Annotated in this window: 23 protein-coding genes; 12 read left to right on the forward strand and 11 right to left on the reverse strand. The window is 73.4% G+C overall.

Going from position 1 to position 25,582, the window contains the following annotated elements; all coding sequences use genetic code 11:
* Positions 1 to 197: 197 nt before the first annotated feature.
* Positions 198 to 1,124 carry an SCO0930 family lipoprotein gene (locus tag ACZ3IG_RS07505; protein WP_467429865.1) on the reverse strand — a complete coding sequence of 309 codons (927 nt, stop codon included), beginning with the start codon at positions 1,122 to 1,124 and terminating at the stop codon, positions 198 to 200.
* Positions 1,125 to 1,875: 751 nt separating this feature from the next.
* On the opposite strand from ACZ3IG_RS07505, the gene ACZ3IG_RS07510 reads away from it, so the two are divergent.
* The 3 genes from ACZ3IG_RS07510 to ACZ3IG_RS07520 all read left to right on the forward strand — a co-directional run bounded on the left by ACZ3IG_RS07510 (position 1,876) and on the right by ACZ3IG_RS07520 (position 3,664).
* Complete coding sequence (locus ACZ3IG_RS07510) at positions 1,876 to 2,007, forward strand: hypothetical protein (RefSeq protein ID WP_467429866.1); 132 nt, start codon at positions 1,876 to 1,878, stop codon at positions 2,005 to 2,007.
* A 16-nt stretch (positions 2,008 to 2,023) separates the two neighbouring features.
* Positions 2,024 to 2,788, forward strand: coding sequence for a bestrophin-like domain (locus ACZ3IG_RS07515; RefSeq protein ID WP_467429868.1), 765 nt, complete (start codon positions 2,024 to 2,026; stop codon positions 2,786 to 2,788).
* Positions 2,789 to 3,076: 288 nt separating this feature from the next.
* Positions 3,077 to 3,664 carry a hypothetical protein gene (locus ACZ3IG_RS07520; protein ID WP_467429869.1) on the forward strand — a complete coding sequence of 196 codons (588 nt, stop codon included), beginning with the start codon at positions 3,077 to 3,079 and terminating at the stop codon, positions 3,662 to 3,664.
* Between the two features lie 145 nt (positions 3,665 to 3,809).
* Here ACZ3IG_RS07520 and ACZ3IG_RS07525 read toward each other — a convergent pair whose 3' ends face one another.
* Positions 3,810 to 4,304, reverse strand: coding sequence for a hypothetical protein (locus tag ACZ3IG_RS07525; RefSeq protein WP_467429871.1), 495 nt, complete (start codon positions 4,302 to 4,304; stop codon positions 3,810 to 3,812).
* Between the two features lie 333 nt (positions 4,305 to 4,637).
* Here ACZ3IG_RS07525 and ACZ3IG_RS07530 point away from each other — a divergent pair, with 333 nt between their 5' ends.
* Positions 4,638 to 5,303, forward strand: a complete 666-nt coding sequence (locus tag ACZ3IG_RS07530) for a class F sortase (RefSeq protein ID WP_467429872.1) — start codon at positions 4,638 to 4,640, stop codon at positions 5,301 to 5,303.
* Between the two features lie 96 nt (positions 5,304 to 5,399).
* On the opposite strand, the gene ACZ3IG_RS07535 is transcribed toward ACZ3IG_RS07530, so the two are convergent.
* Positions 5,400 to 6,236, reverse strand: coding sequence for a polysaccharide deacetylase family protein (locus ACZ3IG_RS07535; RefSeq protein WP_467429873.1), 837 nt, complete (start codon positions 6,234 to 6,236; stop codon positions 5,400 to 5,402).
* A gap of 150 nt (positions 6,237 to 6,386) precedes the next feature.
* Here ACZ3IG_RS07535 and ACZ3IG_RS07540 point away from each other — a divergent pair, with 150 nt between their 5' ends.
* Positions 6,387 to 6,857 carry a universal stress protein gene (locus ACZ3IG_RS07540; RefSeq protein ID WP_467429876.1) on the forward strand — a complete coding sequence of 157 codons (471 nt, stop codon included), beginning with the start codon at positions 6,387 to 6,389 and terminating at the stop codon, positions 6,855 to 6,857.
* A gap of 81 nt (positions 6,858 to 6,938) precedes the next feature.
* Here ACZ3IG_RS07540 and ACZ3IG_RS07545 read toward each other — a convergent pair whose 3' ends face one another.
* Positions 6,939 to 8,126, reverse strand: coding sequence for a CapA family protein (locus tag ACZ3IG_RS07545; RefSeq protein WP_467429878.1), 1,188 nt, complete (start codon positions 8,124 to 8,126; stop codon positions 6,939 to 6,941).
* A 230-nt stretch (positions 8,127 to 8,356) separates the two neighbouring features.
* On the opposite strand from ACZ3IG_RS07545, the gene ACZ3IG_RS07550 reads away from it, so the two are divergent.
* From ACZ3IG_RS07550 to ACZ3IG_RS07560, 3 genes are all read left to right on the forward strand, one after another.
* Complete coding sequence (locus tag ACZ3IG_RS07550) at positions 8,357 to 8,905, forward strand: sigma-70 family RNA polymerase sigma factor (RefSeq protein ID WP_467429879.1); 549 nt, start codon at positions 8,357 to 8,359, stop codon at positions 8,903 to 8,905.
* Between the two features lie 146 nt (positions 8,906 to 9,051).
* Positions 9,052 to 9,552 (forward strand): hypothetical protein, encoded by a 501-nt coding sequence (locus tag ACZ3IG_RS07555; RefSeq protein WP_467429881.1) that lies wholly within the window; start codon positions 9,052 to 9,054, stop codon positions 9,550 to 9,552.
* 154 nt (positions 9,553 to 9,706) lie between these two features.
* Positions 9,707 to 10,357, forward strand: a complete 651-nt coding sequence (locus ACZ3IG_RS07560) for a zf-HC2 domain-containing protein (RefSeq protein ID WP_467429882.1) — start codon at positions 9,707 to 9,709, stop codon at positions 10,355 to 10,357.
* A 13-nt stretch (positions 10,358 to 10,370) separates the two neighbouring features.
* Here the strand turns inward: ACZ3IG_RS07560 and ACZ3IG_RS07565 are convergent, their stop codons facing one another.
* Both ACZ3IG_RS07565 and ACZ3IG_RS07570 read right to left on the reverse strand, forming a co-directional pair.
* Positions 10,371 to 11,234 (reverse strand): Fpg/Nei family DNA glycosylase, encoded by an 864-nt coding sequence (locus tag ACZ3IG_RS07565; protein ID WP_467429883.1) that lies wholly within the window; start codon positions 11,232 to 11,234, stop codon positions 10,371 to 10,373.
* Between the two features lie 43 nt (positions 11,235 to 11,277).
* Positions 11,278 to 13,368 (reverse strand): SpoIIE family protein phosphatase, encoded by a 2,091-nt coding sequence (locus tag ACZ3IG_RS07570; protein ID WP_467429884.1) that lies wholly within the window; start codon positions 13,366 to 13,368, stop codon positions 11,278 to 11,280.
* A 134-nt stretch (positions 13,369 to 13,502) separates the two neighbouring features.
* On the opposite strand from ACZ3IG_RS07570, the gene ACZ3IG_RS07575 reads away from it, so the two are divergent.
* Entirely contained in the window at positions 13,503 to 14,924 is a 1,422-nt protein-coding gene (locus ACZ3IG_RS07575; protein ID WP_467429886.1) for a lipase maturation factor family protein, read from the forward strand.
* On the opposite strand, the gene ACZ3IG_RS07580 is transcribed toward ACZ3IG_RS07575, so the two are convergent.
* The 4 genes from ACZ3IG_RS07580 to ACZ3IG_RS07595 form a co-directional block, all read right to left on the reverse strand.
* Positions 14,912 to 15,895, reverse strand: a complete 984-nt coding sequence (locus ACZ3IG_RS07580) for an aldo/keto reductase (RefSeq protein ID WP_467429888.1) — start codon at positions 15,893 to 15,895, stop codon at positions 14,912 to 14,914. The genes ACZ3IG_RS07575 and ACZ3IG_RS07580 overlap by 13 nt on opposite strands.
* Complete coding sequence (locus ACZ3IG_RS07585) at positions 15,892 to 16,656, reverse strand: SDR family NAD(P)-dependent oxidoreductase (RefSeq protein WP_467429889.1); 765 nt, start codon at positions 16,654 to 16,656, stop codon at positions 15,892 to 15,894. The genes ACZ3IG_RS07580 and ACZ3IG_RS07585 overlap by 4 nt, the downstream gene beginning before the upstream one ends.
* The gene (locus ACZ3IG_RS07590) at positions 16,653 to 17,993 is read right to left on the reverse strand and encodes an L-fuconate dehydratase (RefSeq protein WP_467429891.1); all 1,341 of its coding nucleotides are present in this window, start codon (positions 17,991 to 17,993) and stop codon (positions 16,653 to 16,655) included. Before ACZ3IG_RS07590 ends, ACZ3IG_RS07585 begins: the two co-directional genes overlap by 4 nt.
* Positions 17,994 to 18,158: 165 nt before the next feature.
* On the reverse strand, positions 18,159 to 21,173 hold the full coding sequence (locus ACZ3IG_RS07595) for an alpha-mannosidase (RefSeq protein ID WP_467429893.1): 3,015 nt from the start codon (positions 21,171 to 21,173) through the stop codon (positions 18,159 to 18,161).
* 252 nt (positions 21,174 to 21,425) lie between these two features.
* On the opposite strand from ACZ3IG_RS07595, the gene ACZ3IG_RS07600 reads away from it, so the two are divergent.
* The 3 genes from ACZ3IG_RS07600 to ACZ3IG_RS07610 all read left to right on the forward strand — a co-directional run bounded on the left by ACZ3IG_RS07600 (position 21,426) and on the right by ACZ3IG_RS07610 (position 25,098).
* The gene (locus ACZ3IG_RS07600; RefSeq protein ID WP_467429894.1) at positions 21,426 to 22,451 is read left to right on the forward strand and encodes an amidohydrolase family protein; all 1,026 of its coding nucleotides are present in this window, start codon (positions 21,426 to 21,428) and stop codon (positions 22,449 to 22,451) included.
* 330 nt (positions 22,452 to 22,781) lie between these two features.
* Positions 22,782 to 23,702 carry an amidohydrolase family protein gene (locus ACZ3IG_RS07605; RefSeq protein WP_467429896.1) on the forward strand — a complete coding sequence of 307 codons (921 nt, stop codon included), beginning with the start codon at positions 22,782 to 22,784 and terminating at the stop codon, positions 23,700 to 23,702.
* 34 nt (positions 23,703 to 23,736) lie between these two features.
* Positions 23,737 to 25,098: an MFS transporter gene (locus ACZ3IG_RS07610; RefSeq protein ID WP_467429898.1), complete on the forward strand. Its 1,362-nt coding sequence runs from the start codon at positions 23,737 to 23,739 to the stop codon at positions 25,096 to 25,098.
* On the opposite strand, the gene ACZ3IG_RS07615 is transcribed toward ACZ3IG_RS07610, so the two are convergent.
* Positions 25,095 to 25,577 carry a GNAT family N-acetyltransferase gene (locus tag ACZ3IG_RS07615; protein WP_467429899.1) on the reverse strand — a complete coding sequence of 161 codons (483 nt, stop codon included), beginning with the start codon at positions 25,575 to 25,577 and terminating at the stop codon, positions 25,095 to 25,097. The two genes, ACZ3IG_RS07610 and ACZ3IG_RS07615, sit on opposite strands and share 4 nt — an antisense overlap.
* Positions 25,578 to 25,582: the final 5 nt, after the last annotated feature.

The following is a 25,582-nucleotide window of genomic DNA, read 5'->3' on the forward strand; positions in this document are numbered from 1 at the left end:
CGATCCGGTGTTCGAGCAGAGGCTACTGATCGTCCGCCAGAGGAGCGAGTCCAAACGGAAATTGACCATCCGTTCCCGGTCACTGCCTCCGGCACGTGCCAGCCGCGGACGGTACGCGCGGCGGCCCCCGGACGCGCACGCCGGGCCGCCCCCTGCGTCCGGTACGGAGGGGGCGGCCCGGCCTCGGGGAGGGTCGGTTACTTCTGGGGCGCGCCCACCGCCTTTCCGTCGGGGGCGACGGCGTACCAGGTGCCGCCGACGCCCTGACCGTTGATGTCGCCGGGCTCCTCGTCGCCGGCGAAGGTGTACAGGGGCCAGCAGTCGAGGGTCTGCTGGGCGGCGCCGTCGGGCCGGGTGAAGCTCATCAGGCCCTTCCTCTCGACGTCCTCGGTGTCGTTGGTCTCGACCGGGGCGACGACCGGCCATTTCTTCAGGCAGTCGCCGGTGCAGGCGGACACCGGATCGGGCCAGGCCTCGTCCTTCAGGAAGCGGTAGACGGTCATCCCGTCCTTGTCGACGACGATCTCGCCCAGCTCCGGGTCCTCACGGGTGGAGAGCCCGGGCCGGGCCGCCTTCGTGCCGTCGGCGGCCAGCGCGAACCACTTGCCGTTCACGCCCTGGCCCTTGACGTCCCCGGCGGCCGTGTCCTTGGCGTAGCGGTACGCCGGCCAGCCGCCGATGGTGAGCTGCTCGGTCCCGTCGGGGCGGGTGACCTCGCCGAGCAGGGACTCGTCGATGCCCTCGCCGGCGATCGCGTCGTCGGCGGCCACCGGCGGCCAGGCCGTGGCGCAGTCCGCCTCGCAGGTGGTCCTGGGCGGCTCGGCGGTGTCCGCGTCGAAGCGGTACAGGGTGCGGCCGTCGCCGTCGGTCACCAGCTCGCCGAGTGCCGCGTCGGTGGCGACGGACAGCTTGCCGGCCGTGACCGGGCTCGCCGACCGCGCGTTGCCGGCGCCCGCTTCGAGCCCCTGGCCGGCGCCGACGTTGCCGATCTCGCCGGGCTGGGCCGAGGCGCCCACGTTCTGGCCGGCGCCGGTGGTGCCGCCGTCCTGACCGCACGCCGTCGTCAGTGCCAGCACCACCGCGGCGCTCGCCACGAGTGAGGCGTTCCGCCACGAGGTCCTCATCGTCAACTCCCCCTTCTTGTATGGGTGGTGCGGAGGAGTTCCGCTCCTCCGCACGGCATGGGGTACGCACCGGCGGCCCGTCGGCGTTCAACGGAGGCACGAGTTTCTTCAACGGCCCCTCGCCACGCGGCACTTGGCCAGACACCCGTACGAGCCGACGGACACCCGATCGGCCACCGTCCCTCCTTTGAGCCAATCCGGTGACATTTCGGCGTGTCTCGTCCCCGCACCCTCGATGATTCGCCACGTGCATGGACCCCTACCGATCCGATCCGCCCCTGCCGGACGGACGTTGGCCCTGGTGACGCTGGCGTTCGCACTCGTCGGCGCCCCAGTGGGACCCGCGGCGGCGGACGCGTGCGCGTACGTGTCGAGCGGCCCGGGGGACAACCGGGCCGCGGCGGTCGCCGGGAGCGGCGCCACCTGGCCCACGTTCCCGCCGTGCCCGCCGCCCACGCCGAGCCCCACGCCCACGCCGCCCGCTCCGCCGGAGCCGCCGTCCCCGGAGCCGCCGTCCCCGGAGCCGCCGTCCCCGGAGCCGCCGTCCCCCGATCCCCCTCCCCCTCCCTCTCGAACCCCGTCCCCGCCGGCCCGTCCCACGCCCGAGCCCGAACCTCCCGCGCCACCGCGTCCGGCGCCCCCGCCGCCCGTCCGGCCGCCGTCCCCCAGCGCCACCCCGGCGCCCGCGCCCCCGCGCCCGTCGGCTCCGCCGGCCTCGGCCACGCCCACGCCCACGCCGTCCCTGTCCCCGGTGCACTACCCGCGCCACCGCTCCGCCCCGCAGCAGCCGCGCTCCACGCACGGCGCCATGTCCCCGCTCGTCTTCGTCCTGCTCATCCTGATCCCCGCGCTGGCCGCCGTCGTCGCCCTGCGCCCGCGCTGATCCCTGGAGGCTTCTCTTGCCGGAATGGCTTGTTCTCACCCTCGCGATGCTGGCCGCCTGTGCGGTCGTGGTCGTCATCACCGTCGTACGGCACCGCAGGGCCGCGGACGACGAGGACATCACCGAGACCCCGGACGTCATCGAGTACATGACCATGTGGATCGGCGTGGTGTACGCCATCGTCCTGGGTCTGGCCATCGCGGGCGTCTGGGAGGCCCGCAGCGCCGCCCAGGACCACGTCCAGGCGGAGGCGGTGGCGCTGCACGAGATCTCGGAGCGGGTCCGGGTCTATCCGCCCGAGGTCCGCGACCGGATTCGGGACGATGTCAATGCCTATGTCGGACACGTCGTCAGCGTCGAGTGGCCGGCCATGGCCGACACCGGGGACGTCACCGAGCGCGGCACCGCGCTCCTGGACCGGATCCGCGCGGACGTGACGGACTACGAGCCCCGGTCCGACTTCGAGGCCCAGGCCTACCAGCCGCTCCTGGACCAGGTGAGCGCCGCCGACCAGGCCCGTGTCTCGCGGGCGGAGTCGACCGGGTCGACCATGCCGGGCGTGGTGTGGTTCGGGCTCATCACCGGGGGTGTCGTCACCATCGGCATGATCTTCGCCCTGCAGATCCGGCGCACCGCGCGCGAACTGGTGCTGGCCGGGCTGTTCTCGGCGCTGATCGCCTTCCTGCTCTTCCTGATCTGGGACTTCGACGACCCCTACGGCCGGGGCTTCGGCGCCTCGACCGACCCGTACCTGGGGCTCTTCCCGGGCGTCAAGAGCTGAGGGCGTCCTGGGGTCCTGGGGCGGTCCCTGGGGGCGTCCCCCTGACGGCGTCCCCCTGACGGCGTCCCTGAGTGCGTCTCCGAGTGCGTCCGTCCGGGCGGAGGGGGGCGGCGGCCGACGGGTGCCGTCCGTCCGGCCCTTCCCCTGGGCGGCCCAGCCCGTTGCCCCATTCGCGCGACTGCGATCGCGCCCCTCCGCGCGCCTTCCTAGCGTTTCGGACATCGAGGTGCATGTCCGTCGCGAGCGGAACAGGTCCGCAACTGCTCCTCGGGACCCGGAGGATCCTTCATGCGCGCGATACCCGTCGCTGCGGCCGCACTGCTGGGCGCCTGCGCCCTCACGTCCTGTGTCCCGGTCGCCGGCGCGGCCGGCGACAGCACCGTCACCCCGTTCGGTTTCCGCGTCCTGCCCTCCACCATCGCGGCGGGCGGCGAGGTCACCCTGATCGTCGACCGCGCCGACGGCCGCTGCAAGGGTCCCGCGACGGTCTCCGCCCCGGTGTTCGACCCGGTGACCATTCCCCCCAGGCACACGTCGGCCACCGCGGTGGTCGACCGGGACGCCAGACCGGGCTCGGTCCACCAGGTGGCGTTCCGCTGCGACGGGGCGACCGGGACGACCGGCCTGACCATCGCCGGCGGGTCGAGCCCCACACCCACGTCGCCGCCCCCTCCCACCAGCGCCCCACCGCCGCCGCCGGAACACCCCGGGCACGGCCGTCACGAGCACCCGGAGAAGGGCGTACACGCCGGCGAGGGCGGCACCGTGGCGGGCTTCGACCTCAAGAACCTCGGGCTCGGCGCGCTGCTCGTCGCCGGCTCGGTGGGCGCGGCGTACCACCTCTCCCGCCGCCGCACGGGCGAGGACGGCGGCTGACGGACCCCTCCCCGCGCCCGCGCACCACACTTCACCCCGGCTCCCCGAGGAAGGGAGCCGGGGTGAAGTCCCGTGCGGGTTCCGTTCGGCGCCCGGGAGCCCGCCCCCCCGAAGGCGGGGCCCGGCCGGGCGCCGGGCACACCGGTCAGGCGCGCCGCTCGGCCCGGCGGCGCATCCAGAACAGCCCGCCGCCCGCCACCGCCGCGGCGACCAGACCGCCACCGATCGCCATGTCGGCCGGCGTCGCGCCGCTGGAGTTGCTGCCGCCGATGCCGCCCCGGACCCCGCCGATGACGGTGAACGCGGCCGGCCGGGTCAGTGTCCGGCCCGAGCAGTTGACCTTGATCTCGTAGGAGCCGGGGCGGGCGTCGCTCTTGATGGTGGCGACGCCCTTGGAGGTCTCGTTGGCACCCCGCACCGGTGTCAGGTGGGTGGTCGGGAAGGCGCGCGAGGTCATCGTGCCGCCGTGCGGGCAGCCGTCGACGGTGACGGTCATCTGGCCACCGCGGGCGATGACGCTGGGCAGGGCCACGATGTTGCTCGGCGTGTCCCACGCGACGGCCGTGGGAGCGGCGAGCCCGAGAACCCCGGAAACAACGACGGCGGCGCCTGCGGCCGCCAGGGCACGGGAGTTACGCATGTGATCCTCCGCGGAAGACGCCCCGGGACCCGTCCCCGGTCGATCGGCGAGAAAGCGCCTCCCGGAAAAACCCTCAGTTGGTGCGGCCCCAGGCGCATTTCGGCGATGGTCCGTCCTGGTGAGCGGCGCTGCCGCGGCGGAACCTCGGCAGTGGATATCACCGCAGGTCACGGACCGTCAGAAATTTCCCGTGCCCGGCGCCTCGGATGGCTCACCGGCCGTATGCGGATCCACCCGTTCGCATCCGCCCCGTCGCCGCCGCGCCGGACGGCACCTAGCGTTTCCGGTATGCGCGACTGACACGGCGACGGCTGTGTCGAGAGGGGATGTCGAATGTCTGCGTCCGAGCTGGCCGAAGAGGAGGAGCGGCACAGGAAGCGCGCTCCGTGGGGTGTCATAGCTCTTGTCCTGCTGACCGGCCTCGCGCTCATTCGCAACGGTTCGGGGGAATTCGACGCGGGCCCGCCGCAGCCCGCGTCGGCCGCGGCCGCCGAGGCCCGCCGCGCGGAGGGCGGCACCGTCCCGAAGAGCCTCGCGCCACTGCCGTACGCGGTACCCGACCGGGTGCGGATCCCCGCCATCCAGGTGGACGCGCCGATGATGCCGGTGGGCCTCGACGCGGACGGCTGGGTCGGCGCGCCGCCGCCCGAGGACCCGAATCTGGCCGGCTGGTTCACGGGCGCGGTCTCGCCCGGGGAGAAGGGCACCGCGGTCGTGGTCGGGCATGTCGACAACAAACAGGGCCCGGCCGTCTTCTACGGACTCGGTGCCCTGAAGAAGGGGAACAAGGTCGAGGTCGACCGCGCGGACGGAAAGACCGCCGAGTTCGAGATCTACGGCATCGAGGTCTTCGAGAAGGACGATTTCCCCGGCGACCGGGTGTACGCCTCCAAGGGAAGTCCGGAATTGCGCGTCATCACCTGCGGCGGCGGATTCTCCAAGCAGAACGGATACGCCGGGAACGTGGTCGCCTTCGCCCGCCTGACCGGAATCCGCTGACCGGAACCCGCCGAGAGGAATCCACCGAGAGGAATCCGTCGAGAGGAATCGCGGGAATCCTCCGGGCGGAGTCCCGGCCCGGCGGGCGCACGGGCGTCAGACGCGGGGCCGCCGGGGCACGGTGAGGTGGTACCCGGAGTCCAGCAGGCTCGGAAGGTAGGAACGCAGGGCGCGCACACTCTGCGAACGGTCGCCCCCGGCGTCGTGCGAGAGCACCACGACGCCGGGGGCGGCTCCGTCCTCGACCCGGTCGACGATGGCGCGGGTGCCGGGGGTGGTCCAGTCCAGGGTGTCGACGGTCCAGGCGAGCGGTTCCATGCCGAGTTCGGCGCCGAGCTGGAAGGCGGCGCGGTTCCACGCCCCGTAGGGCGCCCGGAACCAGCGGGGCGGCTCGCCGAAGGCCGCGTCGATGACCTCGGCGGTGCGCTCCATCTCGAAGCGGATGTCGTCGCGGCCGAGCCGGGTGAGCAGCGGGTGGGACCAGGTGTGGTTGCCGACGACGTGTCCGTCGTCGGCCATCCGGGCCAGCAGGTCCTTGTTGTCCACGGCCATCTCGCCGCACACGAAGAACATCGCGCGCACCCCGTACTCGGCCAGGGTGTCCAGGATGTCGGGGGTGTAGCGGGGGTCGGGGCCGTCGTCGAAGGTCAGCACCATGACGCGGCCGCCCCCGGGGACGCTCAGGAGCGGCTCGCGCCGGACCGGGACGGGGGCGAGGGCGGTGCGCGGCGGGCCGTGACCGGTCAGGGGCCGCAGGCGGTAGGCGGAGGGCTTGGACGCGCGGCGAGCCGGAGGGCCGGGGGCGGCCGGACGGGCCGCGACCGGCTCCTTCCCGGTCAGGGCCCCGAGCACACCGGCGGTCCCGGCCGCCCCCACCGCGGCGGCGCCGGCGAGCAACGCCCCGCGCCGGGTGAGCAACTGATCCGTCTTCATGACTCATCAGTCGCCCGGCCACCGGCCGACGCACCAGTGCGACACCGGGGCGGCGGCACGAATCCACCCGCCCGGACCAGCGCCGGACCGGCGCCGGCCTGCCGGGCCTCCCCCGCCGGCGGCGTCCGCCCGTTCCGATAACCTCGCCGCGTGACGGAACCGGAACAGCAGCATTCCCATCAGTTCGAGCGGGGCACGGACGGGCCCAAGGTCATCGTCGTCGGCGTGGACGGGTCGGCCTCCTCGCTCCGGGCGGCGGCCTACGCCGGTGGTCTGGCCCGGCGGCAGCACGCGCTGCTCGCCGTGGTGTACGTGCAGCCGATGCTGGCGGCGGGGGTGTCGCTCGGGGCGCCGGTCGCGGAGACGACCGACGAGATCGCGGAGGACCTGGTCGCCCACATCCGGGAGGCGGCCGAGCGGGCCAAGGGGATATTCGAGGTCCGCTGGGAGTTCCACACGTTCCGTGGCGATCCGTTCAACGGCCTCCGGCAGGCGGCCGACGACCTGAAGGCGGACGCCGTGGTGGTGGGCGCCTCCGAACAGGCGGGACACCGCATCGTCGGTTCCGTGGCGATCCGGCTGGTGAAGGCGGGCCGCTGGCCGGTGACGGTCGTGCCGTGACGCCGCCTCCGCCTCTGCTTCTGCCTCTGTCTCACGGGCAGCTCACCGACGTCCGCCTTCCGGGGCCGGGAGTCCGTCGGGCTACTCCCCCATCACCAGCCCGTCCTTCGCCGCGCCGCGCCCCAGCACCACGTCCCGGATGCGGTCGCGCACGGCGCGTACCTCGGCGCCCTGCGCGAGCGCCCGGTTGAGGTTCACCACCCGCCCCGCGTCGATGTCGAAGAGCTGGGGCACGAACTCCGCCTTGGTCACCTCCCAGCGCCCGCCCGGCCGGGCGGGCGGCGCGAAGGTGAAGCGGCCGATCGTCGACTGGTTGCCGCGCGGATCGGGCGCCCCCGCGTCGTTGGTCATCTCGCCGGCGATCTGGTCGCCCATCCCGTAGACCACCCAGGTGCCGTTGACCTTCTCGTACGCCTGCGGGACATGGGCGTGGGTGCCGATGATCAGGTCGATGTCGGGGCGCCCCGCGGTGCGGGCCGCGGTGAGCGAGCGGGCGAGCGACCGCTGCCGCTCGTCGGGGGCCTCCCGCCACTCGGTGCCCCAGTGCAGGGAGACCACGACCACGTCGGCGCCCGCCTGGCGCGCGGCCGCGGCGTCGGCGAGGACGCGCTGCTCGTCGATCAGGTTCACCGCCCAGGGCTGCCCGGCGGGCAGCGGGCGGCCGTTGGTGCCGTAGGTGTAGGCGAGGTGGGCGACGCGGGCATGGCCGGCCCGCAGGACGGTGACGGTGCGGGCCTCCTGCTCGGTGCGCGCGGACCCGGCGTGCCGTACGCCGGCCCGGTCGAGGGCGTCGAGGGTGCGGCGGATGCCGTCCGCGCCGTCGTCGAGGGTGTGGTTGGAGGCGGTGGAGCAGCCGTCGTAGCCGGTGGCCGCGAGGCCCGCCGCCACCTCGGGCGGGGACTTGAAGAGGGGATAGCCGGAGTAGTCGCCGTCCGCGCCGTACACGGTCTCCATGTGGCACAGGGCGAGGTCGGCCCGGGAGACGACGGGGGCGACGCCGGCCAGCATCGGGCCGAAGTCGTAGCCGCTGCCGCCCGCGTCGAAGCGGGCGCGCTCGATGACCGAGTCGTGCGGCAGGACGTCGCCGGAGGCGACCAGGGTGAAGGCTCCGGCGCTCCGGCCCGGAGCGGTCCCCGAGGCTCCCGAGGCCGCTGAGGGGGACGGGGCCGGCCGGTCCGGCGGTGGCTCGTGGTCGCGGGCCTGGCAGGCCGCGCCCGCCGTGAGGAGGGCGGTCAGCGCCAGGGCCACCTGTCGGCTGCGTGTGATCATCCGTTCACCCCGGGTGTGGTCACGCACGGATAAAAATCAGATTTACACACAAACAGGTAAGGAGTCCCGGCTCTTTTCGGGCGGCTCCGACACGCCCATTAGCCCGTCCGGCGTGCGGGCACGGCGGTGACCGACCGTTCGTCGAACCGTTCGTCGACGCGATCGACCGTCCGCCGCACACCCGTGTGCCCGCCCTGTCCCCCGGCCGCCCCCTGCGATGCCATACGGCCATGACGGCCGGAACCACCCTCACCCACGGGACGACGACCGCCGAGCACGAGCTCGCCGCGCTCCAGCGCGAGCACGGCCGGCCGCTGTTCGGGCTGCTGCTGCGGCTGTGCGACGGCGACCGGCAGCGCGCCGAGGACCTCCTCCAGGAGACCCTCGTCCGCGCCTGGCAGCATCCCGAGGCGCTGCGCGCCGACGACTTCGCCTCCGTACGGCCCTGGCTGCTCACCGTCGCCCGGCGCCTGGCGATCGACGCGCGGCGGGCCCGGCAGGCCCGGCCGGCCGAGGTCGGTGACGCGGCCCTGGAGCACACGCCCGTCTGCGCGGACCACGCCGAGCGGGCCGCCGCCGCCCTCGATGTGCGCGAGGCTGTGAAGACACTCACTCCGGAACACCGTGAAGTCCTGGTGCTGGTGTATTTCCAGGGGGCGAGTGTGGCGGAAGCGGCGACGACCCTGGGCATACCGGCGGGTACCGTGAAGTCCCGGGCGTTCTACGCGCTGCGCGCCCTGCGCCGGGTGCTGCCGGGATACGCCACCGACCTGCGATGAAACCGGACGCTGGGTCAAGCCTCCGTAAAGCGCCTTGCCGTGGACCCCGGTTGGGTAATCGGCTGTCCTCATCCGTGTTCCGGACGGGGCCCTCGGCAGGGTCCGGGTGGGGCGACGCACACGCACCGGAGGAAGGGCAGGAAGGGATGCTGCACAGAGATCACGAGGACACGGACGGCGGCGGGGACGAACTGACCGTCCCCATGGCGTGGTTGTACGCCGAGTACGTCGCCGACCAGTTGCTGCGCGGCGGCGATCTGATGCCGCCCACGTCCTTCGAGTTCCGCGCCGGGCGCTACGCGCTGGCGCTGACCGTCTTCCTGTCCGACACCGACGGCGAGCTGTGCGGCGCCGAGGTCGTCTCCCGGCTGGAGACCTGGCTCTCCCTGACGGCGTACGACCAGCCGTGGCGGGAGTGGGTGCGCGAGCGGCTGGCCGAGACCGCGGCCGGCGGCGGTCCGGACGGCGACCTGGTCCTGGCGCGGGCGGCCTGGCGCTGGCTCCAGGACACCGAACTGCTCGCGCCGGACCTGAACGCGGTGCCGGGCGGCGCCCCCGCCACCGGCGAGGACGAGGGCCCGAAGGTGTGGACCCCGGCGTGGCAGCTGGGACTGCCGCTCGGCCACCTCGCCATCCACCTCTTCTAGGTCCGTTCCTCCGGGCACCTCGCGCGCTCCAGGGCCCGGCGGATCCGCTCGGCCGGCCGGCGTCACGGTGCCGGCCGGGTTGAGTGATTCGGCGGTGGGCCGCGTACGGGTGGGGGCAGGAAGTCACCCCGCCCGACGGCACGAGGAATGCGGCATGAGGTCCCTGGAGAGGCATCACGACGCCGGCGCCTACGCGCTCGGTGTCCTCGACGAGCGGGACGCGTTCCGCTTCGAGGACCACCTCATGGGGTGCCCCCGCTGCACCGCGACGGTGACCGGGCTGCGGCCGGTGGCCCGGCAGTTGCTGCTGTACCGCAGGGCCGCCCCGCGCGCCGTGCACCCGTTCGCCGGGCCCGGCCCCCGGCTCCTTGACCGGCTGCTGTCCGAGGTGGCCGCGGGGCAGCGCGCCGCCCGCCGCAGGCTGTGGTGCGCCACGGCCGCGGCGCTGGTGTGCGCGGTGGCCGCGCCCGGCGCCGCGCTGCTCGCGACGCGGGGCGAGGACGCGGTGCGGGTGGCCGCCACCGACCGGCGGTCGGGGGTGTGGGCCCGGGTGACCGCCGAGTACCGGCCCTGGGGCAGCGGCGTCGAGATCGAGGTCAGGGATGGGGCGGGCCCTCGGCCCTGCCGGCTCGTCGCCGTCGGCCGGGACGGCTCCGAGACGACCGTCGCGGGCTGGCACGTGCCCGGGCACGACACCCGGGCCACCACCGTGCGCGGTGGCGCCGCGCTGCGTCCGGACCAGATCGCCCGGTACGAGGTACGGACGTCGGGCGGGGAGCGGTTGGTCACCCTGTCCACCCGGTAGGCCGTCGGCGGGGTCACTTCAGCAGCCGGGACAGCCTCCGGTCCGCCAGCGGCCTGCCGCCCGTCTGGCAGGTCGGGCAGTACTGGAGCGAGGAGTCGCTGAAGGAGACCTCGCGGACGGTGTCGCCGCAGACCGGGCAGGGCTCGCCGGTACGGCCGTGCACCCGCAGGCCGCTCTTCTTCTCGGCCTTCAGCCGCCCGGCCGCCACGCCCCGGGAGCGCTCGACCGCCTCGGTGAGCGTCTCCCGCAAGGCCGCGTAGAGCCCGCTCAGCTCCTCCGGGGTGAGGGACGCGGCCAGTTTGAAGGGGGACATCCGCGCCGCGTGCAGGATCTCGTCGCTGTAGGCGTTGCCGACTCCGGCGATCAGGCTCTGGTCGCGCAGCGCCCCCTTGAGCTGCCGCCGCTCGCCGTGCAGCAGGGCGGCCAGGCGGGCCTCGTCGAAGTCGTCGGCGAGCGGGTCCGGGCCGAGCCGGGCCACCCCGGGCACCTCGGCCGGGTCCCGGACGACGTACACGGCGAGGCGCTTCTGCGTGCCCGCCTCCGTCAGGTCGAACCCGGCGCCGGTCTCCAGGGCGACGCGCAGGGCGAGGGGCCCCTTGCCGGGGCGGGGGACGCCGTCGGGGAGGCGGTCCTTCCAGTGCAGCCAGCCGGCCCGGGCCAGGTGGGTCACCAGCCGGGGGCCGCCCTCCGTCTCCAGGTCGAGGAACTTGCCGTGCCGGTGCACGGCGGCCACGGCGTGCCCTTCCAGGGCCGTGAGCGGCGGGTCGTAGGTCTTCAGGACGCTGATCGCCACGGGCAGGGCGCGGACGATCTCGTGACCGGTGAGGTGCTCGGTCAGGAACTGCCGGAGCGCCTCGACCTCGGGGAGTTCGGGCATGTGTCCAGAGTGCCACCGGGGACCGACAGCGCCACCTCGCGCCTCAGGCCCGCGGCCCCCGCACCAGGAACTCCGACCACACGCACTTGCCGCCGCCCCGCGCCTCCACGCCCCACCCGTTCGCCAGCGTCTCCACCAGCAGCAGCCCCCGCCCGGAGACGCCGGACTCGCCCGCGTCGCGGCGGCGCGGCAGGGCACTGGAGGAGTCCTCGACCTCGATCCGCAGCCGGCGGTCGACGCCGGTGAGGAACCGCAGGGTGAGGACCGCGGCACCCTCGGTGTGCATCAGCGCGTTGGTGATCAGCTCGTCGGCGACGAGTTCGATCTCGTCGCCGTGCTCACCCGCGCCCCAGGCCCGCACCGCGGCCCGGATCAGATGACGGGCCTCGGCGAGCGCCTCGGGGTCCCCGGGGGCCACGTGCTGCTGGAGCCGGCCGTGCGAACGCGGGGCCTCCAGGCCGCGGCGGCGCAGCAGGAGCAGGGCCACGTCGTCCTCACCGCCGCGCTCCTCGGCCTCGCGGATGAGCAGGTCGGCCAGTTCCCTGACGTCGGACGGCCCCGAGGCGACCGTCGCGGCCAGCGCCCGTACGCCGTCGCCGAGGTCGGTGCCGGGCTGCTCGACCAGGCCGTCGGTGCACAGCACCAGGGTGGAGCCGGGGTCGAGTTCGAGGGTGGAGACGGGGCAGTCGAGCCGTCCGAACTCGGCGGACAGGCCGAGCGGCAGCCCGCCGGCGACGGGGACCCGGCGGCAGGTCCCGTCCGGGCCCCGTACCAGCGGGTCGATGTGCCCGGCGCGCACCACCTGGACGACGCCGGTGGCCAGGTCGGCCTCGGCGTACAGGCAGGTGGCGAAGCGGTCGGTGTCGAGTTCGTGGAGGAAGACGGAGGCCCGGGCCATCACGGTGGCGGGGGTGTGCCCCTCGGCGGCGTAGGCGCGCAGCACGATCCGCATCTGGCCCATGACGGCCGCGGCGTGGGTGTCGTGGCCCTGGACGTCGCCGATGACGGCGCCGACCCGGCCGCCCGGCAGCGGGATCAGGTCGTACCAGTCGCCGCCGATGTCGCGGCCGAGTGTCCCGCCGATGGTGGCGGCGCGGTAGCGGACGGCGACGTCGCAGCCGGGGACGGAGGGGATGGTGCGCGGCAGCATGGCCTGCTGGAGACCGGCGGCGAGGTCCATCTCCTGCTCGTAGAGCATGGCCCGCTGCAGGCTCTGGGCGATGCTGCTGCCGAGGGCGACCAGCACGTTGCGGTCCTCGGGCGAGAAGCCGTACCGGTCGCTGTAGAGCAGGCCGATGGCGCCGACCGGGCGGGCCTGCGCGATCAGTGGCAGATAGGCGGCCGAGGTGATGTCCAGGTGGGTGATGTGCGGCCACAGCGCGGGGTAGCGCTCGGCGAACTCCTCCGGTGACTCGATGAACCGCGGCCCCAGGGTCCGCACCACCTCGCTCATCGGGTAGGGCTCGTCGATCCGGGTGACGCGGGTGCCGGGGACGAAGCTGTTGTCGGGGCCGTCGGCGACCAGCCGGATGCGGCCGGCCTCCACCAGGCCCATGACCAGGCTGGTGGCGCCCAGCCGGGTGAGGCCGTTGGTGTCCCTGAGGACCTCGATGACGTCGTCCACGGTGCGGGCGTGGGCCAGGGCGGCGGTGGCGGTCTCCACGACGTCGGTCTGCCGGCGGCGTGCCTCGTCCCGGATCGCCCGTTCGCGGTGCGACTCGATCTCGCTCAGTTCCTGGGTGGCGTCCCGCACGATGCCGATGACCCGGTACGGCCGGCCGGCCTCGTCGCGCCGGATGTAGCCCTGGGTGTGGGTCCAGCGCAGCCGGCCGTCGCGCAGGCGCAGCCGGAAGTAGGTGCCGTAGTTCTCGCTGCCGTCCTTGATGGCCTGGGCGACCAGGGCGTCCAGGCGGGTGCTCTCCGGCCGGGGGACGCGCACGGCAAGCGACTCCGCGCGTCCGTCGTACTCCTCCGGGCGCAGGTCGAAGACCTCGTGGGCCCGGGCGTCCATGTGGAACAGGCCGCTGACCAGGTCCCAGTCGAAGCTGCCCATGCGGTTGAGCGCCAGGATCGGGTCCGGATGGGCGGGCCAGTCGTCCGGGAGGGACAGCTCGCTCGCTCCCCGTTCAGCCATAAACCCACTTTGTCAGCATGTGACCGATTCTTCGACTCGTTCGGTCCGCCCGGGGCGGGTGACCCGGGGACGGAGACCTGAGGGAGGGTAACCGTGACCCCGCGCGGAACGAACGAACGAAGGAGCGTACGGCCGTGGAATGGTTCACCGCACCTGACTACTGGGCCGGCCGGCTGGTCTTCCAGAAGGCGCTGGCCGCCGTGTACCTGGTGGCGTTCCTGACGGCGGCCCTCCAGTTCCGGGCGCTGATCGGCGAGCGCGGCATGCTGCCGGTGCCCCGGTTCACCGAGCGGGTGCCGTTCAGGCGGGCGCCGAGCCTGTTCCAGTGGCGCTACTCGGACCGGCTCTTCGCCGGCTGCGCCTGGACGGGCTGCGCGGTGGCGGTGGCGCTGCTGGCGGGGGTGGACGGACTGGTGCCGCTGTGGGCGGCGATGCTGCTGTGGCTGGTGCCCTGGGCGCTGTACCTGTCGATCGTGAACGTCGGGCAGACCTGGTACGGCTTCGGCTGGGAGTCTCTGCTGCTGGAGACCGGCTTCGTCGCCGTGTTCCTCGGCAACGACGAGGTGGCCCCGCCGGTCGTGGTGCTGTTCCTGCTGCGCTGGCTGCTGTTCCGGGTCGAGTTCGGGGCGGGGCTGATCAAGATGCGCGGCGACGAGTGCTGGCGCAAGCTGACCTGTCTGGACCACCACCACGAGACCCAGCCGATGCCGGGCCCGCTGAGCTGGTTCTTCCACCACCTGCCCAAGCCCCTGCACCGCGTCGAGGTGGCCGCCAACCACGTCACCCAGCTCGTCGTCCCCTTCCTGCTGTTCACCCCGCAGCCGGTGGCCGGCGTCGCCGCCGCGCTGATGATCGTCACGCAGCTGTGGCTGGTGCTCTCGGGCAACTTCTCCTGGCTGAACTGGATCACGATCGTGCTGGCCCTGCCGGCGGTCCGCTTCCCGTCCGATCCCCCGGCCCTCCCCGCGACACCCCTCTGGTACGAGGCCGTGGTCCTGGCGGTGGCCGCGCTGCTGCTGGCGCTCAGCTACCGTCCGGTCGCCAACATGCTCTCCCGGCGCCAGGTGATGAACCGCTCCTTCGATCCGTTGCACCTGGTCAACACCTACGGCGCGTTCGGCAGCGTCAGCCGGGTGCGGTACGAGGTAGTGGTCGAGGGCACCGCCGACGAGGTGCCGCGCCAGGACGGGGACTGGCGGGAGTACGAGTTCAAGGGCAAGCCCGGCGACCCGCGGCGCTGGCCGCGCCAGTTCGCCCCCTACCATCTGCGCCTGGACTGGATGATGTGGTTCGCCGCGCTGTCGCCCGCGTACGCCGGGACGTGGTTCTCCGCGCTGGTGGAGCGGCTGCTGGAGAACGACCGGGACACCCTGCGGCTGCTGCGCCGCTCACCGTTCCCGCCGGACGCGCCACCGCGCCACGTCCGCGCCCGCCTCTTCCGCTACCGGTACACGACCTGGCGGGAGCTGCGGGAGACGGGCGCCTGCTGGGAGCGGACGTACGTACGCGAGTACCTGCCGCCGACCCGGCTGACGGGCACCGCTCACCGGTCGTAGTCCGGCACGGGGGCGGCCTCGGGGAGCAGCCCGGCCCGCTTCAGCTCCCGCCAGAACGCGGCGGGTACGGGCTCGGCGAACCGGTCGGCGCAGTCGTGGACCTCGGCGGCCGAGCGGGCACCCGCCAGGACGCTCGCGACGGCCGGGTGGGCGGCGCTGAAGGCGAGGGCCGCGGCCCGCAGGGAGGTGCCGTGCCGTTCGGCGAGCGACTTCAGCCGCAGCGCGCGCTCCAGCACACCGGCCGGCGCCCGGGCGTAGTCGTACGACGCCCCGGGCCTGGGATCGGCCAGGAGGCCGGAGTTGAAGACGCCGCCGACGACGACGGAGGTGCCGCGTGCCGCGGCGGCCGGGAGCAGGTCGTCCAGCGCGCTCTGGTCGAGCAGCGTGTAGCGGCCGGCGCACAGCACCACGTCGACGTCGGTGTCGCGGACGAACCGGGTCAGCGGCCCGGTGCGGTTCATGCCCGCGCCGATCGCCCCGACCGTCCCCTCGGCCCGCATCCGTTCCAGGGCCGGGTACGCCTCCCGGAACGCCTGCTCGGCGTGGTCGTCGGGGTCGTGCAGGTAGACGACGTCGGCCCGGTCCAGGCCGAGCCGTTCCAGACTGGCCTCCAGGGTGCGGCGTACGCCGTCGGCGGTGAAGTCCCAGACCCGGCGGTGCGTGGCGGGCACGGCGAAACCGTGCGCCAGGTCGTCGCCGTCCGCCTCGACCGCCTCCAGCCGGCGGCCCACTTTGGTGGAGAGCGTGTACGCGTCGCGGGGGCATGCGCGCAGGGCCGCGCCCAGGCGCCGTTCGGAGAGGCCGAGGCCGTAGTGCGGGGCGGTGTCGAAGTGGCGGACGCCCCGCTGCCAGGCGGCCCGGACGGTCTGCGCCGCCTGCTCCTCGCCGACCTCGGTGTAGAGGTTGCCGAGGGCGGCGCAGCCGAGGGCGAGGGGGCTGACGGGGACGCCGCTGGCGCCCAGGGTGTTCACGCCCCCGCCGGGCGGAGTCGCAGGCCCTGCATGCCGCCGTCCACGGCGAGCGCGGTGCCGGTGGTGGCGCCGGACAACGGGCTCGCCAGGTAGGCGATGGCGCCGGCGACCTCGTCGGCGCCGACCAGGCGGCCGGTGGGCTGGCGGGCCTCCAGCGCGGCCCGCTCGGCGGCCGGGTCGGGGGCCCGCTCCAGCAGGCGGCCGATCCACGGGGTGTCGGCCGTGCCGGGGTTGACGCAGTTGACGCGGATGCCCTCGCGGACGTGGTCGGCCGCCATGGCGAGGGTGAGGGACTGGACCGCGCCCTTGGTCGCGCTGTACAGCACCCGCTGCGGCAGGCCCGCGGTGGCGGCGATGGACGACGTGTTGACGATCGCCGCGCCCGCGGACCGGCGCAGGTGCGGCAGCGCGGCGCGGGCGACCCGGACCATGCCGATCACATTGACGTCCAGGACGTGGTGCCACTCGGCGTCGCCGTTGTCCTCGACGGTGCCCTGGGCGCCGATGCCCGCGTTGTTGACGAGGACGTCCAGGCCGCCGAGCGCGCCGGCGGCGGCGGTGACCGCGGCGCGTACGGAGGCGTCGTCGGTGACGTCGGCCCGGAGGGCGAGGAACGGCTCGCCCACCGTCGATGTGTCGCGGTCGAGGACGGCTACGGCCGCGCCGCGCCGGGCGAGCAGCTCGGCGGTGGCCCGGCCGATGCCGGAGCCCCCGCCCGTCACCAGGGCCCTGAGCCCCGCGAAGTCGTTCGTGCCGGTCATGCCGTCCGCCCTTCGGTCCGCTCGGCGTCGGCGGCCCAGAAGGTGCCGCCGGGGTAGGTGTACCGGGCGATCGACTCGGGCCGCAGGGCAGCCGAGAAGCCCGGTGCGGTGGGTGCCGCGTAGTGACCCTCGCGGATCACCACCGGGTCGAGGAAGTGGTCGTGCAGGTGGTCGACGTACTCGACGACCCGGTCCTCGGTGGTGCCGGACAGCGCCACGTAGTCGAACATCGCCAGGTGCTGGACGAGTTCGCACAGGCCCACACCGCCGGCGTGCGGGCAGACCGGGACGCCGTACTTCGCCGCGAGCAGCAGGATCGCGAGGTTCTCGTTGACGCCGGCGACCCGGGCGGCGTCGATCTGCACGATGTCGAGGGCGCCGGCCTGGAGGAACTGTTTGAACACCACCCGGTTCTGGGCGTGTTCGCCGGTGGCCACCTTGACCGGGGCGACGGCCCGGCGGACGGCGGCATGGCCCAGCACGTCGTCGGGGCTGGTGGGTTCCTCGATCCAGTAGGGGGCGAACGCGGCGAGCGCGTTGGTCCAGCGGACGGCCTCGGGGACGTCCCAGCGCTGGTTGGCGTCGAGGGCGAGGCGCACGTCCGGGCCGATGACCGCGCGGGCGACCCGGCAGCGCCGGATGTCGTCGTCGAGGTCGGCGCCGACCTTGAGCTTGATCTGCCGGAAGCCGTCGGCGACGGCCCGGGCGGCGAGCCGGGTGAGCTTGGCGTCGTCGTAGCCGAGCCAGCCCGGGGAGGTGGTGTAGGCGGGGTAGCCGGCGGCCAGCAGGTGCCCGGTGCGCTCGGCGGCGCCCTTGCGGCCCCGGCGCAGCAGGTCCAGGGCCTCGTCGGGGGTGAGCGCGTCGGTGAGGTACCGGAAGTCGATCTGGCCGGTCAGCCACTCGGGGTCGGCGTCGGCGAGCAGCCGCCACAGGGGCTTGCCGGCCCGTCTGGCCGCCAGGTCCCAGACGGCGTTGGCGACCGCGCCGATCGCCATGTGCATCACGCCCTTCTCCGGTCCCAGCCAGCGCAGTTGGCTGTCCGAGGTCAGGTCGCGGCAGAGCGTGCCGGGGTCGGCGCACAGCTCGGCGACGGACCGGCCCACCACGTGGTGGCGCAGTGCGTGGATCGCGGCGACCTGGACGTCGTTGCCCCGCCCGATGGTGAACGCGAAGCCGTGTCCCTCCGGTTCGTCCGCCCCGTCGGTACGCAGGACGACGTAGGCGGCCGAGTAGTCGGGGTCCGGGTTCATCGCGTCGGAGCCGTCCAGCTCGCGGGAGGTGGGGAACCGGATGTCGTAGGTGTCGACGGCGGTGATGCGGGCGTCGGTGGCGGGCACGCGGCTCCTCGGGGTGAGCGACCAGGTTCCGCATATTTATCAGACGTATTGATCCCGCGAACACCCCTCGAACCACCGAAATGCACGCTATTTTCCCAATCGGGCAGCAAAGTCATCGGACCACTGGCTCGGCTCACCCGACGAACCGGGCCAGTGGCACGCGCGCTACGCCCGCCGCAGCCGCAGCGTCACCAGCTGGAAGGGCCGCAGCCGTACGGTGATCCGCTCACCGTACGTCTCCGGCGCGGCCTCCCCGGCGAGCGGCCGCTCCAGCAGGTCGGTCACCGTGACGCCGGCGACCGCGAAGGAGGCCGTCAGCGTGGCCCGGGCCCGGCCGCCGTGCGCCTCGTGGAAGCGGACCACCACGTCCCCGCCGCCGTCGTCGGCGAGCTTGACGGCGGTGATCACCACCGCGTCCCGGTCGACCGTGACCAGCGGGGCGACCTCCCCGGCGCCGGTGAGGTGCCGTTCGGGCAGGTTGATCCGCCAGCCCTCACGGACCGCGTCGCCGACGGCCGCGCCCGGCACCAGGGCGTGCCGGAAGCGGTGGACGCCCTGGTCGGTCTCGGGGTCGGGGAAGCGCGGGGCGCGCAGCAGCGACACCCGGACCGTGGTGGTCGTGCCCCCGTCGGCGCGGACGGTGCGGGTGACGTCGTGGCCGTAGGTGGAGTCGTTGACGAGTGCGACGCCCCACCCCGGTTCCTCCAGCTGGACGAACCGGTGGTTGCACGCCTCGAACTTGGCCGCCTCCCAGGAGGTGTTGGTGTGGGTGGGGCGGTGGACGTGCCCGAACTGGGTCTCGGAGGCGTACCGTTCGGCGTGCACGTCGAGCGGGAAGGCCAGTTTCAGGAACTTCTCCGTCTCGTGCCAGTCGACCTCGGTGTCCACCTCCAGCCGCCGCTGTCCCGGCGGGAGCGTCAGCACCTGGGTGACCGTCGACGACCCGAAGGACCGCACCACCCGTACCGAGGCGCCGTCCTCGCCGGCCGTCACCGAGTCGGCGCCGGTCAGGTCGGTGACCGTGTTGCGGTAGAAGGCGTCGACGTCCCAGGCGTCCCACTTGTTCGGGAGGTCGGGGTGGAGCTGGAGGAGGTTGGCCGCCGCGCCGGGGGCGACGGTCTCGCGGTCGGCCTCGACGTCGTACACGGAGACGACCAGGCCCCGGTCGTCGATCCCGGCCCGGAGCAGCCCGTTGTCCAGGACGTGACCGCCGCCGGGGCGCGGACCGAGGCGGGTGCTCCCCTCGGTGACGGGGGTGCCCGCGCCGCCGGCCGGGACGCCGTGGCGGGGGTGCGGTGCGGCGTTGAAGTGGAGGGGTGTGCCGCCGTCGCCGGCCAGGGCGCGCTGGGCGGCGTCGATGATGCCGTTCAGCTCCCCGGCGACGCGGTCGTAGGTGGCGCGGGCCTCGCGGTGCACCCAGGCGATGGAGGAGCCGGGCAGGATGTCGTGGAACTGGTGGAGCAGGACCGTCTTCCACAGGCGGTCCAGGTCCTCGTACGGGTAGGGGGAACCGGTGCGTACGGCGGCCGTCGCCGCCCACAGCTCGGCCTCGCGCAGCAGGTGTTCGCTGCGGCGGTTGCCCTGCTTGGTCTTCGCCTGGCTGGTGAGGGTGGCGCGGTGCAGTTCGAGGTACAGCTCGCCCACCCACACGGGTGGTTCGGGGTACTCGGCGGCGGCCTTCTCGAAGAAGGCGCGCGGGGTGTCCCAGGTGACCGTGGCGGAGCCTTCGAGGTCGCGCAGGCGGGCGGCCCGGGCGACCATCTCGCGGGTGGTGCCGCCGCCGCCGTCGCCGAAACCGGTCGGCGCGAGGGAGTGACGGGCGGTGCCCTTGTCCTTGAAGTTGCGTGCCGCGTGGGCGAGTTCGGCACCCGTCATGGCGCAGTTGTAGGTGTCGACGGGCGGGAAGTGGGTGAAGATCCGGGTGCCGTCGATGCCTTCCCAGCGGAAGGTGTGGTGCGGGAACCGGTTGGTCTGGGACCAGGAGATCTTCTGTGTCAGCAGGTACCTGGAGCCGGCCGCCTTGATGATCTGCGGCAGTCCGGCGGCGAAGCCGAAGGTGTCCGGCAGCCACGCCTCGTCGTTCTCGATGCCGAACTCGTCCAGGAAGAACCGCTTGCCGTGCACGAACTGCCGGGCCATCGCCTCGGAGCCGGGCATGTTGGTGTCCGACTCCACCCACATGCCGCCGGCCGGCACGAACCGGCCGTCCGCCACCGCCTTCTTCACCCGCGCCCACACCTCGGGCCGGTGGTCGCGCACCCACGCCCACTGCTGGGCCTGCGACATGGCGAAGACGAAATCCGGCTCGTCCTCCAGCAGCGCGGTCATGTTGGCGGTGGTGCGGGCGACCTTGCGGACGGTCTCGCGCAGCGGCCACAGCCACGCCGAGTCGATGTGGGCGTGGCCGACCGCGCTGATCCGGTGGGCGGAGGGGGCGGCGGGGGCGGCGAGGACGCCGGCGAGCTGTTCGCGGGCGCGGGCGGCGGTGCCGTTGACGTCCTGGAGGTCGAGGAGGTCAAGGGCCCGGCCGACCGCCCGCAGGATCTCGTACCGGCGCTGGGAGTCGACGGGCAGCTCGGCCATCAGCTCGCCCAGCACCTCCAGGTCGAGCGCGAGGTTCCAGACCGTCTCGTCCAGGACGGCGAGGTCCATGCGGGCCAGGGTGTACAGCGGTTCGGTGCCGGCGGTCTCCTTCTCGCCCAGCGGGGTCGGCAGGAAGCCGCGAGGGCCGAGGACGACAGGGTTGGAGGCGGCCTCGATGTGCAGGCGGACCTGTTCACCGCCCTCGGCGGGGGCGCCGATCCGGACCCACTGGTTGCGGGGGTTGAGGCCCTTCACCGGGGTGCCGTCGGGCCGGTACACCAGGCCCTCGCACTGGAAGCCGGGCATGTTCCCGTCGAAGCCGAGGTCGAGCAGGGCCTCGACGGTCTTCCCGGCCCAGCGCTCGGGGACGGTACCGGTGACGCGGAACCAGCTCGTCCCCCAGGGGGCGCCCCAGCGGGCGCCCGGCGCGACGGGTTCCCCCGCGGCGGCCAGGCCCTCGGCGACCGGGACGGGCTCGCCGGGGGCGTGCCAGACGGCCACGTCCAGCGGTACGGACTCGGGGTGGACGGCGGGGCGGACGCGTTCGTCGAGGACGCGCTGGAGGCGGGCTTCGACCAGGCTGCGGTCGTCATGCATGCGGGTCTCCGTGGTTCGGGAGCGGGCGGTGGCCGGGAAGTGGGTCACGGTGACGGACGGACGAGGGTTCAGCTCCCCCACCGCGCCCGGTCCGAACCGCGCGATCCGCGTGTCCCGGCGTCCGGCCCGCGGCTCCCGGACGGAAACTTTGCCGGAACATATTGTCAACAATTTCGTCGGCCGTTACGTTGAACCTGGTCCGCGCCCCGTCACAGACGCCGGGGCGACTCCTCACAGCAGTCAGGAACAGCCATGATCATCGATTGCCACGGCCACTACACCACCGCTCCCGGGGCGCTGGCGGCCTGGCGCGACCGGCAGATCGCCGGACTCGACGACCCCGCGTCCGCGCCGTCGCGCGCCGACCTGGAGATCGGTGACGACGAACTGCGCGAGAGCATCGAGTCGAACCAGCTGCGCCTGATGGACGAGCGCGGCATCGACCTGACGGTCTTCTCCCCGCGGGCGTCCTTCATGGCACATCACGTCGGCGACTTCAAGACCTCGGCCGAGTGGGCGTCGATCTGCAACGAGCTGTGCTTCCGGGTCAGCCGCCTCTACCCGGAGCGGTTCGCCCTGGCGGCCATGCTGCCGCAGTCCCCGGGCGTCGACCCCGCCACCTGCGTCCCGGAGCTGACCCGCTGCGTCGAGGAGTACGGCGCCGTCGCGCTCAACCTGAACCCGGACCCCTCGGGCGGGCACTGGACGGCTCCCCCGCTCACCGACCGCTCGTGGTACCCCGTCTACGAGAAGATGGCGGAGTACGACATTCCGGCGATGGTGCACGTCAGCACCAGCGTGAACCCCGCCTTCCACACCACCGGCGCGCACTACCTCAACGCCGACACCACGGCGTTCATGCAGCTCGTCCAGGGCGACCTGTTCAAGGACTTCCCCACCCTGAAGCTGGTCATCCCGCACGGCGGCGGCGCGGTGCCCTACCACTGGGGCCGGTTCCGCGGCCTGGCGATGGCACTGGGCAAGCCGGAGCTGGGGGAGCACGTCCTGGACAACGTCTTCTTCGACACCTGCGTCTACCACCAGCCCGGCATCGACCTGCTGCTGGAGGTCGTACCGCCGAAGAACGTCCTGTTCGCCTCCGAGATGATCGGCGCGGTCCGCGACATCGACCCGTGCACCGGCTTCCACTTCGACGACACCCGGCGCTACGTCGAGGCGGCGAAGCTGCCCGCCGAGCACCGGTCGGCGATCCAGGAGCACAACGCGCGCACCGTCTACCCTCGACTCGACGCCCTGCTGAAGAGCCAGAGCCGCTGACCCCCGGGCGGCGGGACGCGCCCCACCCCCGCCGCCCGACCGCCTGTCCCCGCCCGTCCCCTCAGCTCCTCCCCGTTCCCCTTCGCGTCGCCGCCCCGCCGCCCGTCCCGCGCGCCGGCCGGCCCGCGGACCCCTCCCCGGCCGTCGTTGCCCGGGGCCGGCGCACAGGACCGCCCGGCGGCCCCGCGACTCCTCGCCCCCGCAAGCCGGCCCCGCCCCGCCCGAACGCTCCCCGGCACCTCCGTACCGGCCCGGCAGCTTCGCACCGAGCACCCCGCACCGGCCGCACCGGCCCGGACCCCGGGACCGCTCGTGAAAGGAACGACCGACATGCCCGATCTCGCCCCCGAGACCCCCGGCTGGCTCGACTGGTACGCCGATCCGTCCGAGCCGGAGTTCCGGCTCCCGGACGGGGCCGTCGACGCGCACTGCCACGTCTTCGGACCGCAGGCCGAGTTCCCCTTCGCGCCGGAGCGGAAGTACACGCCCTGCGACGGCGGCAAGGATGACCTGTTCGCGCTCCGTGACCACCTGGGCCTCTCCCGTAACGTCATCGTGCAGGCCACCTGCCACGGCGCGGACAACTCGGCGATGGTGGACGCCGTGCGCGCCGCCGGCGGCCGGGCCCGCGGCATCGCCACCGTCCGCCCGGACGTCACCGACGCCGAGCTGCGGAAGCTGGACGAGGCCGGGGTGCGGGGCGTGCGCTTCAACTTCGTGCGCCGTCTGGTCGACACCTCGCCCGAGGAGGACCTGCGCGCCATCGCGGCGAAGACCGCCCCGCTGGGCTGGCACATCGTCCTCTACTTCGAAGCCGTCGACCTGCCCGACCTGGAGGACTTCTTCGCCTCGCTGCCGGCCCCGCTGGTCGTGGACCACATGGGCCGCCCGGACGTGACGAAGCCGGTGGACGGCCCGGAGTTCTCCCGCTTCCTGCGCTTCGTCGACCGTAACGACGTGTGGGTCAAGGTGACCTGCCCCGAGCGCCTCACCGTCACCGGCCCGGCCGCCCTGGACGGCGAGCGCCACGCGTACACCGACGTGGTGCCGTTCGGCCGGCGCACGGTCGAGGAGTTCCCGGACCGCGTCCTGTGGGGCACCGACTGGCCGCACCCCAACCTCAAGGACCACATGCCCGACGACGGGCTGCTGGTCGACCACATCCCGCACATCGCCCCCACCGCCGAACAGCGGCACAAGCTCCTGGTCGCCAATCCGATGAGCCTGTACTGGCCCGAAGAGACCGTCTGAGCATTTCGTCCCCTCTCACCGCAAGGGTCATCGCATGCACCGCGTCAACGCTCTCAACCGGCTGGACAGGCTGCCGGTCTCCCGGTTCCACAAGACGACCCTGCTGGCGGTGTCGTTCGCGTACTTCTTCGAGTTCGCCGACATCAACAGCTTCTCGGTCACCGCGCCGAAGCTGATCAAGCTGTGGGGCGTCACGGTCGACCAGGTCGCCTACGTGACCTCCCTGTCGTTCGTCGGCATGTTCATCGGCTCGATCGTCGCCTCCAACATCGCCGACCGCTGGGGCCGCAAACGCGCCCTGATGCAGACGACGGTCTTCTTCGGCCTCTTCTCCTTCCTCTCGGTCTTCGCCTGGGACCTGGTCTCGCTCGGTGTCTTCCGCGTCCTGACCTCGGCGGGCCTGTCCGCGATGACCGTCGTGGCGGTGATCTACGTCGCCGAGATGTACCCGGCGGCCGTCCGCGGCCGGTACCAGGCGTACGCCATCGTCATCGGCATCTGCGGCACCCCCGTCACCAGCCTGATCGCCAGTTTCGTCGTCCCGCTCAGCGACTGGTCCTGGCGCCTGGTGTTCCTGTGGGGCTCGCTGGGCATGCTGCTGGTCCTGTTCACCCGCCACCTCAAGGAGTCGCCGCGCTGGCTGGAGAGCCGGGGCAAGCACGAGGAGGCGGAGCGGGTCCTGGGCGAGATCGAGGCCATGGTCGCCGCCGAGACCGGCCCGCTGCCCGAGCCGGCCCCGCCGGTGGAGGAGGCCCCGGTCACCAAGGCCCCGCTCAAGCTGCTGCTGCAGCGGAAGTACCTGCTGCCGACCCTGCTGCTCACGGTCGTCTGGGTCACCCAGACCATCGGCTTCTTCGGCTACTCCAGCTGGGCCCCGACCCTGCTGGCCAAGGAGGGCTTCAGCGTCGAGGACTCGGTCTTCTACGTCGCCCTGACCACGGTCGGCGCCCCGCTCGGCTCGTACCTGGCGGCGCTGGTCACCGACCGGTTCGAGCGCAAGTGGTGCCTGGTCGCCTTCGGCACGGTGATCGCGGTGTGCGGCCTGTTCTACGGACTCACCTTCAACCCGGTGCTCATCATCGTCTTCGGCTTCCTGGTGAACCTGTTCGAGCGCGGCTACACCGCCCTCGGTTACGCCTACTCGCCGGAGCTGTTCGACACCCGCAGCCGCTCGCTGGGCACGGGCGTCTCCTACGGCCTCGGCCGGCTCTCCAACGCCGCCGGCCCCCTGGTCGTCGCGGCGCTCTACAACAGCCAGGGCTACCAGAGCGTGTTCTGCTTCATCGCCGGTTCCTGGCTGCTGGGCGCGATCGTGCTCGCGGTCTTCGGTCCGCGCACCCGGGCCGCCCGACAGGCGGCGGCCGCGGCGGCCACGGCGCAGAAGACGCCCGCCTAGAGGGCGCGGTACATCACGTGCAGGCCCACCGGGCCGTGCCGGGGGTGTTCGAATGCCTCCGGCACGGTGCCCAGGACGGTGAAGCCGAGGGAACTCCACAGTTGCACGGCCGGGTTGGTCTCCACGACCGCGTTGAAGACCATGCCCCGGTAGCCGTGGGCCTTCGCCTCGGCCAGCACGTGCTCGGCGAGGGCCCGGCCCGTGCCCCGGCCCGCACGGTCCGGGTCGACCATGAAGCCCGCGTTGGCGATACGGGCGGCGGGGCCGCCGTAGTTGGGGGTGAGGTAGGCGGAGGCGACGACGGTGCCGGTCTCGTCCTCGGTGACGTACACGCGCTTGGCGGGGTTCATCCACAGGCTCCGGGCGTCCTGTTCGGAGGTCGCCGGGTCCCAGGCGTAGGTCTCGCCGGCGGCGACGATGCGGTGCCAGAACGGCCAGATGCGTGGCCAGTCGTCCGTGGTCGCTTCCCTGATCGGCATGGACG

This window comes from Streptomyces sp. NPDC016677 (genome assembly GCF_055562815.1).

Excerpts from the sequence above, each read along its gene's own strand:
- ACZ3IG_RS07545 (WP_467429878.1), bottom strand. The coding sequence starts at position 8,126 with ATGATCACACGCAGCCGACAGGTGGCCCTGGCGCTGACCGCCCTCCTC.
- ACZ3IG_RS07505 (WP_467429865.1), bottom strand. The coding sequence starts at position 1,124 with ATGAGGACCTCGTGGCGGAACGCCTCACTCGTGGCGAGCGCCGCGGTG.
- ACZ3IG_RS07550 (WP_467429879.1), top strand. The coding sequence starts at position 8,357 with ATGACGGCCGGAACCACCCTCACCCACGGGACGACGACCGCCGAGCAC.
- ACZ3IG_RS07610 (WP_467429898.1), top strand. The coding sequence starts at position 23,737 with ATGCACCGCGTCAACGCTCTCAACCGGCTGGACAGGCTGCCGGTCTCC.
- ACZ3IG_RS07595 (WP_467429893.1), bottom strand. The coding sequence starts at position 21,173 with ATGCATGACGACCGCAGCCTGGTCGAAGCCCGCCTCCAGCGCGTCCTC.
- ACZ3IG_RS07555 (WP_467429881.1), top strand. The coding sequence starts at position 9,052 with ATGCTGCACAGAGATCACGAGGACACGGACGGCGGCGGGGACGAACTG.
- ACZ3IG_RS07605 (WP_467429896.1), top strand. The coding sequence starts at position 22,782 with ATGCCCGATCTCGCCCCCGAGACCCCCGGCTGGCTCGACTGGTACGCC.
- ACZ3IG_RS07570 (WP_467429884.1), bottom strand. The coding sequence starts at position 13,368 with ATGGCTGAACGGGGAGCGAGCGAGCTGTCCCTCCCGGACGACTGGCCC.
- ACZ3IG_RS07520 (WP_467429869.1), top strand. The coding sequence starts at position 3,077 with ATGCGCGCGATACCCGTCGCTGCGGCCGCACTGCTGGGCGCCTGCGCC.
- ACZ3IG_RS07615 (WP_467429899.1), bottom strand. The coding sequence starts at position 25,577 with ATGCCGATCAGGGAAGCGACCACGGACGACTGGCCACGCATCTGGCCG.
- ACZ3IG_RS07530 (WP_467429872.1), top strand. The coding sequence starts at position 4,638 with ATGTCTGCGTCCGAGCTGGCCGAAGAGGAGGAGCGGCACAGGAAGCGC.
- ACZ3IG_RS07560 (WP_467429882.1), top strand. The coding sequence starts at position 9,707 with ATGAGGTCCCTGGAGAGGCATCACGACGCCGGCGCCTACGCGCTCGGT.
- ACZ3IG_RS07565 (WP_467429883.1), bottom strand. The coding sequence starts at position 11,234 with ATGCCCGAACTCCCCGAGGTCGAGGCGCTCCGGCAGTTCCTGACCGAG.
- ACZ3IG_RS07535 (WP_467429873.1), bottom strand. The coding sequence starts at position 6,236 with ATGAAGACGGATCAGTTGCTCACCCGGCGCGGGGCGTTGCTCGCCGGC.
- ACZ3IG_RS07600 (WP_467429894.1), top strand. The coding sequence starts at position 21,426 with ATGATCATCGATTGCCACGGCCACTACACCACCGCTCCCGGGGCGCTG.
- ACZ3IG_RS07525 (WP_467429871.1), bottom strand. The coding sequence starts at position 4,304 with ATGCGTAACTCCCGTGCCCTGGCGGCCGCAGGCGCCGCCGTCGTTGTT.
- ACZ3IG_RS07585 (WP_467429889.1), bottom strand. The coding sequence starts at position 16,656 with ATGACCGGCACGAACGACTTCGCGGGGCTCAGGGCCCTGGTGACGGGC.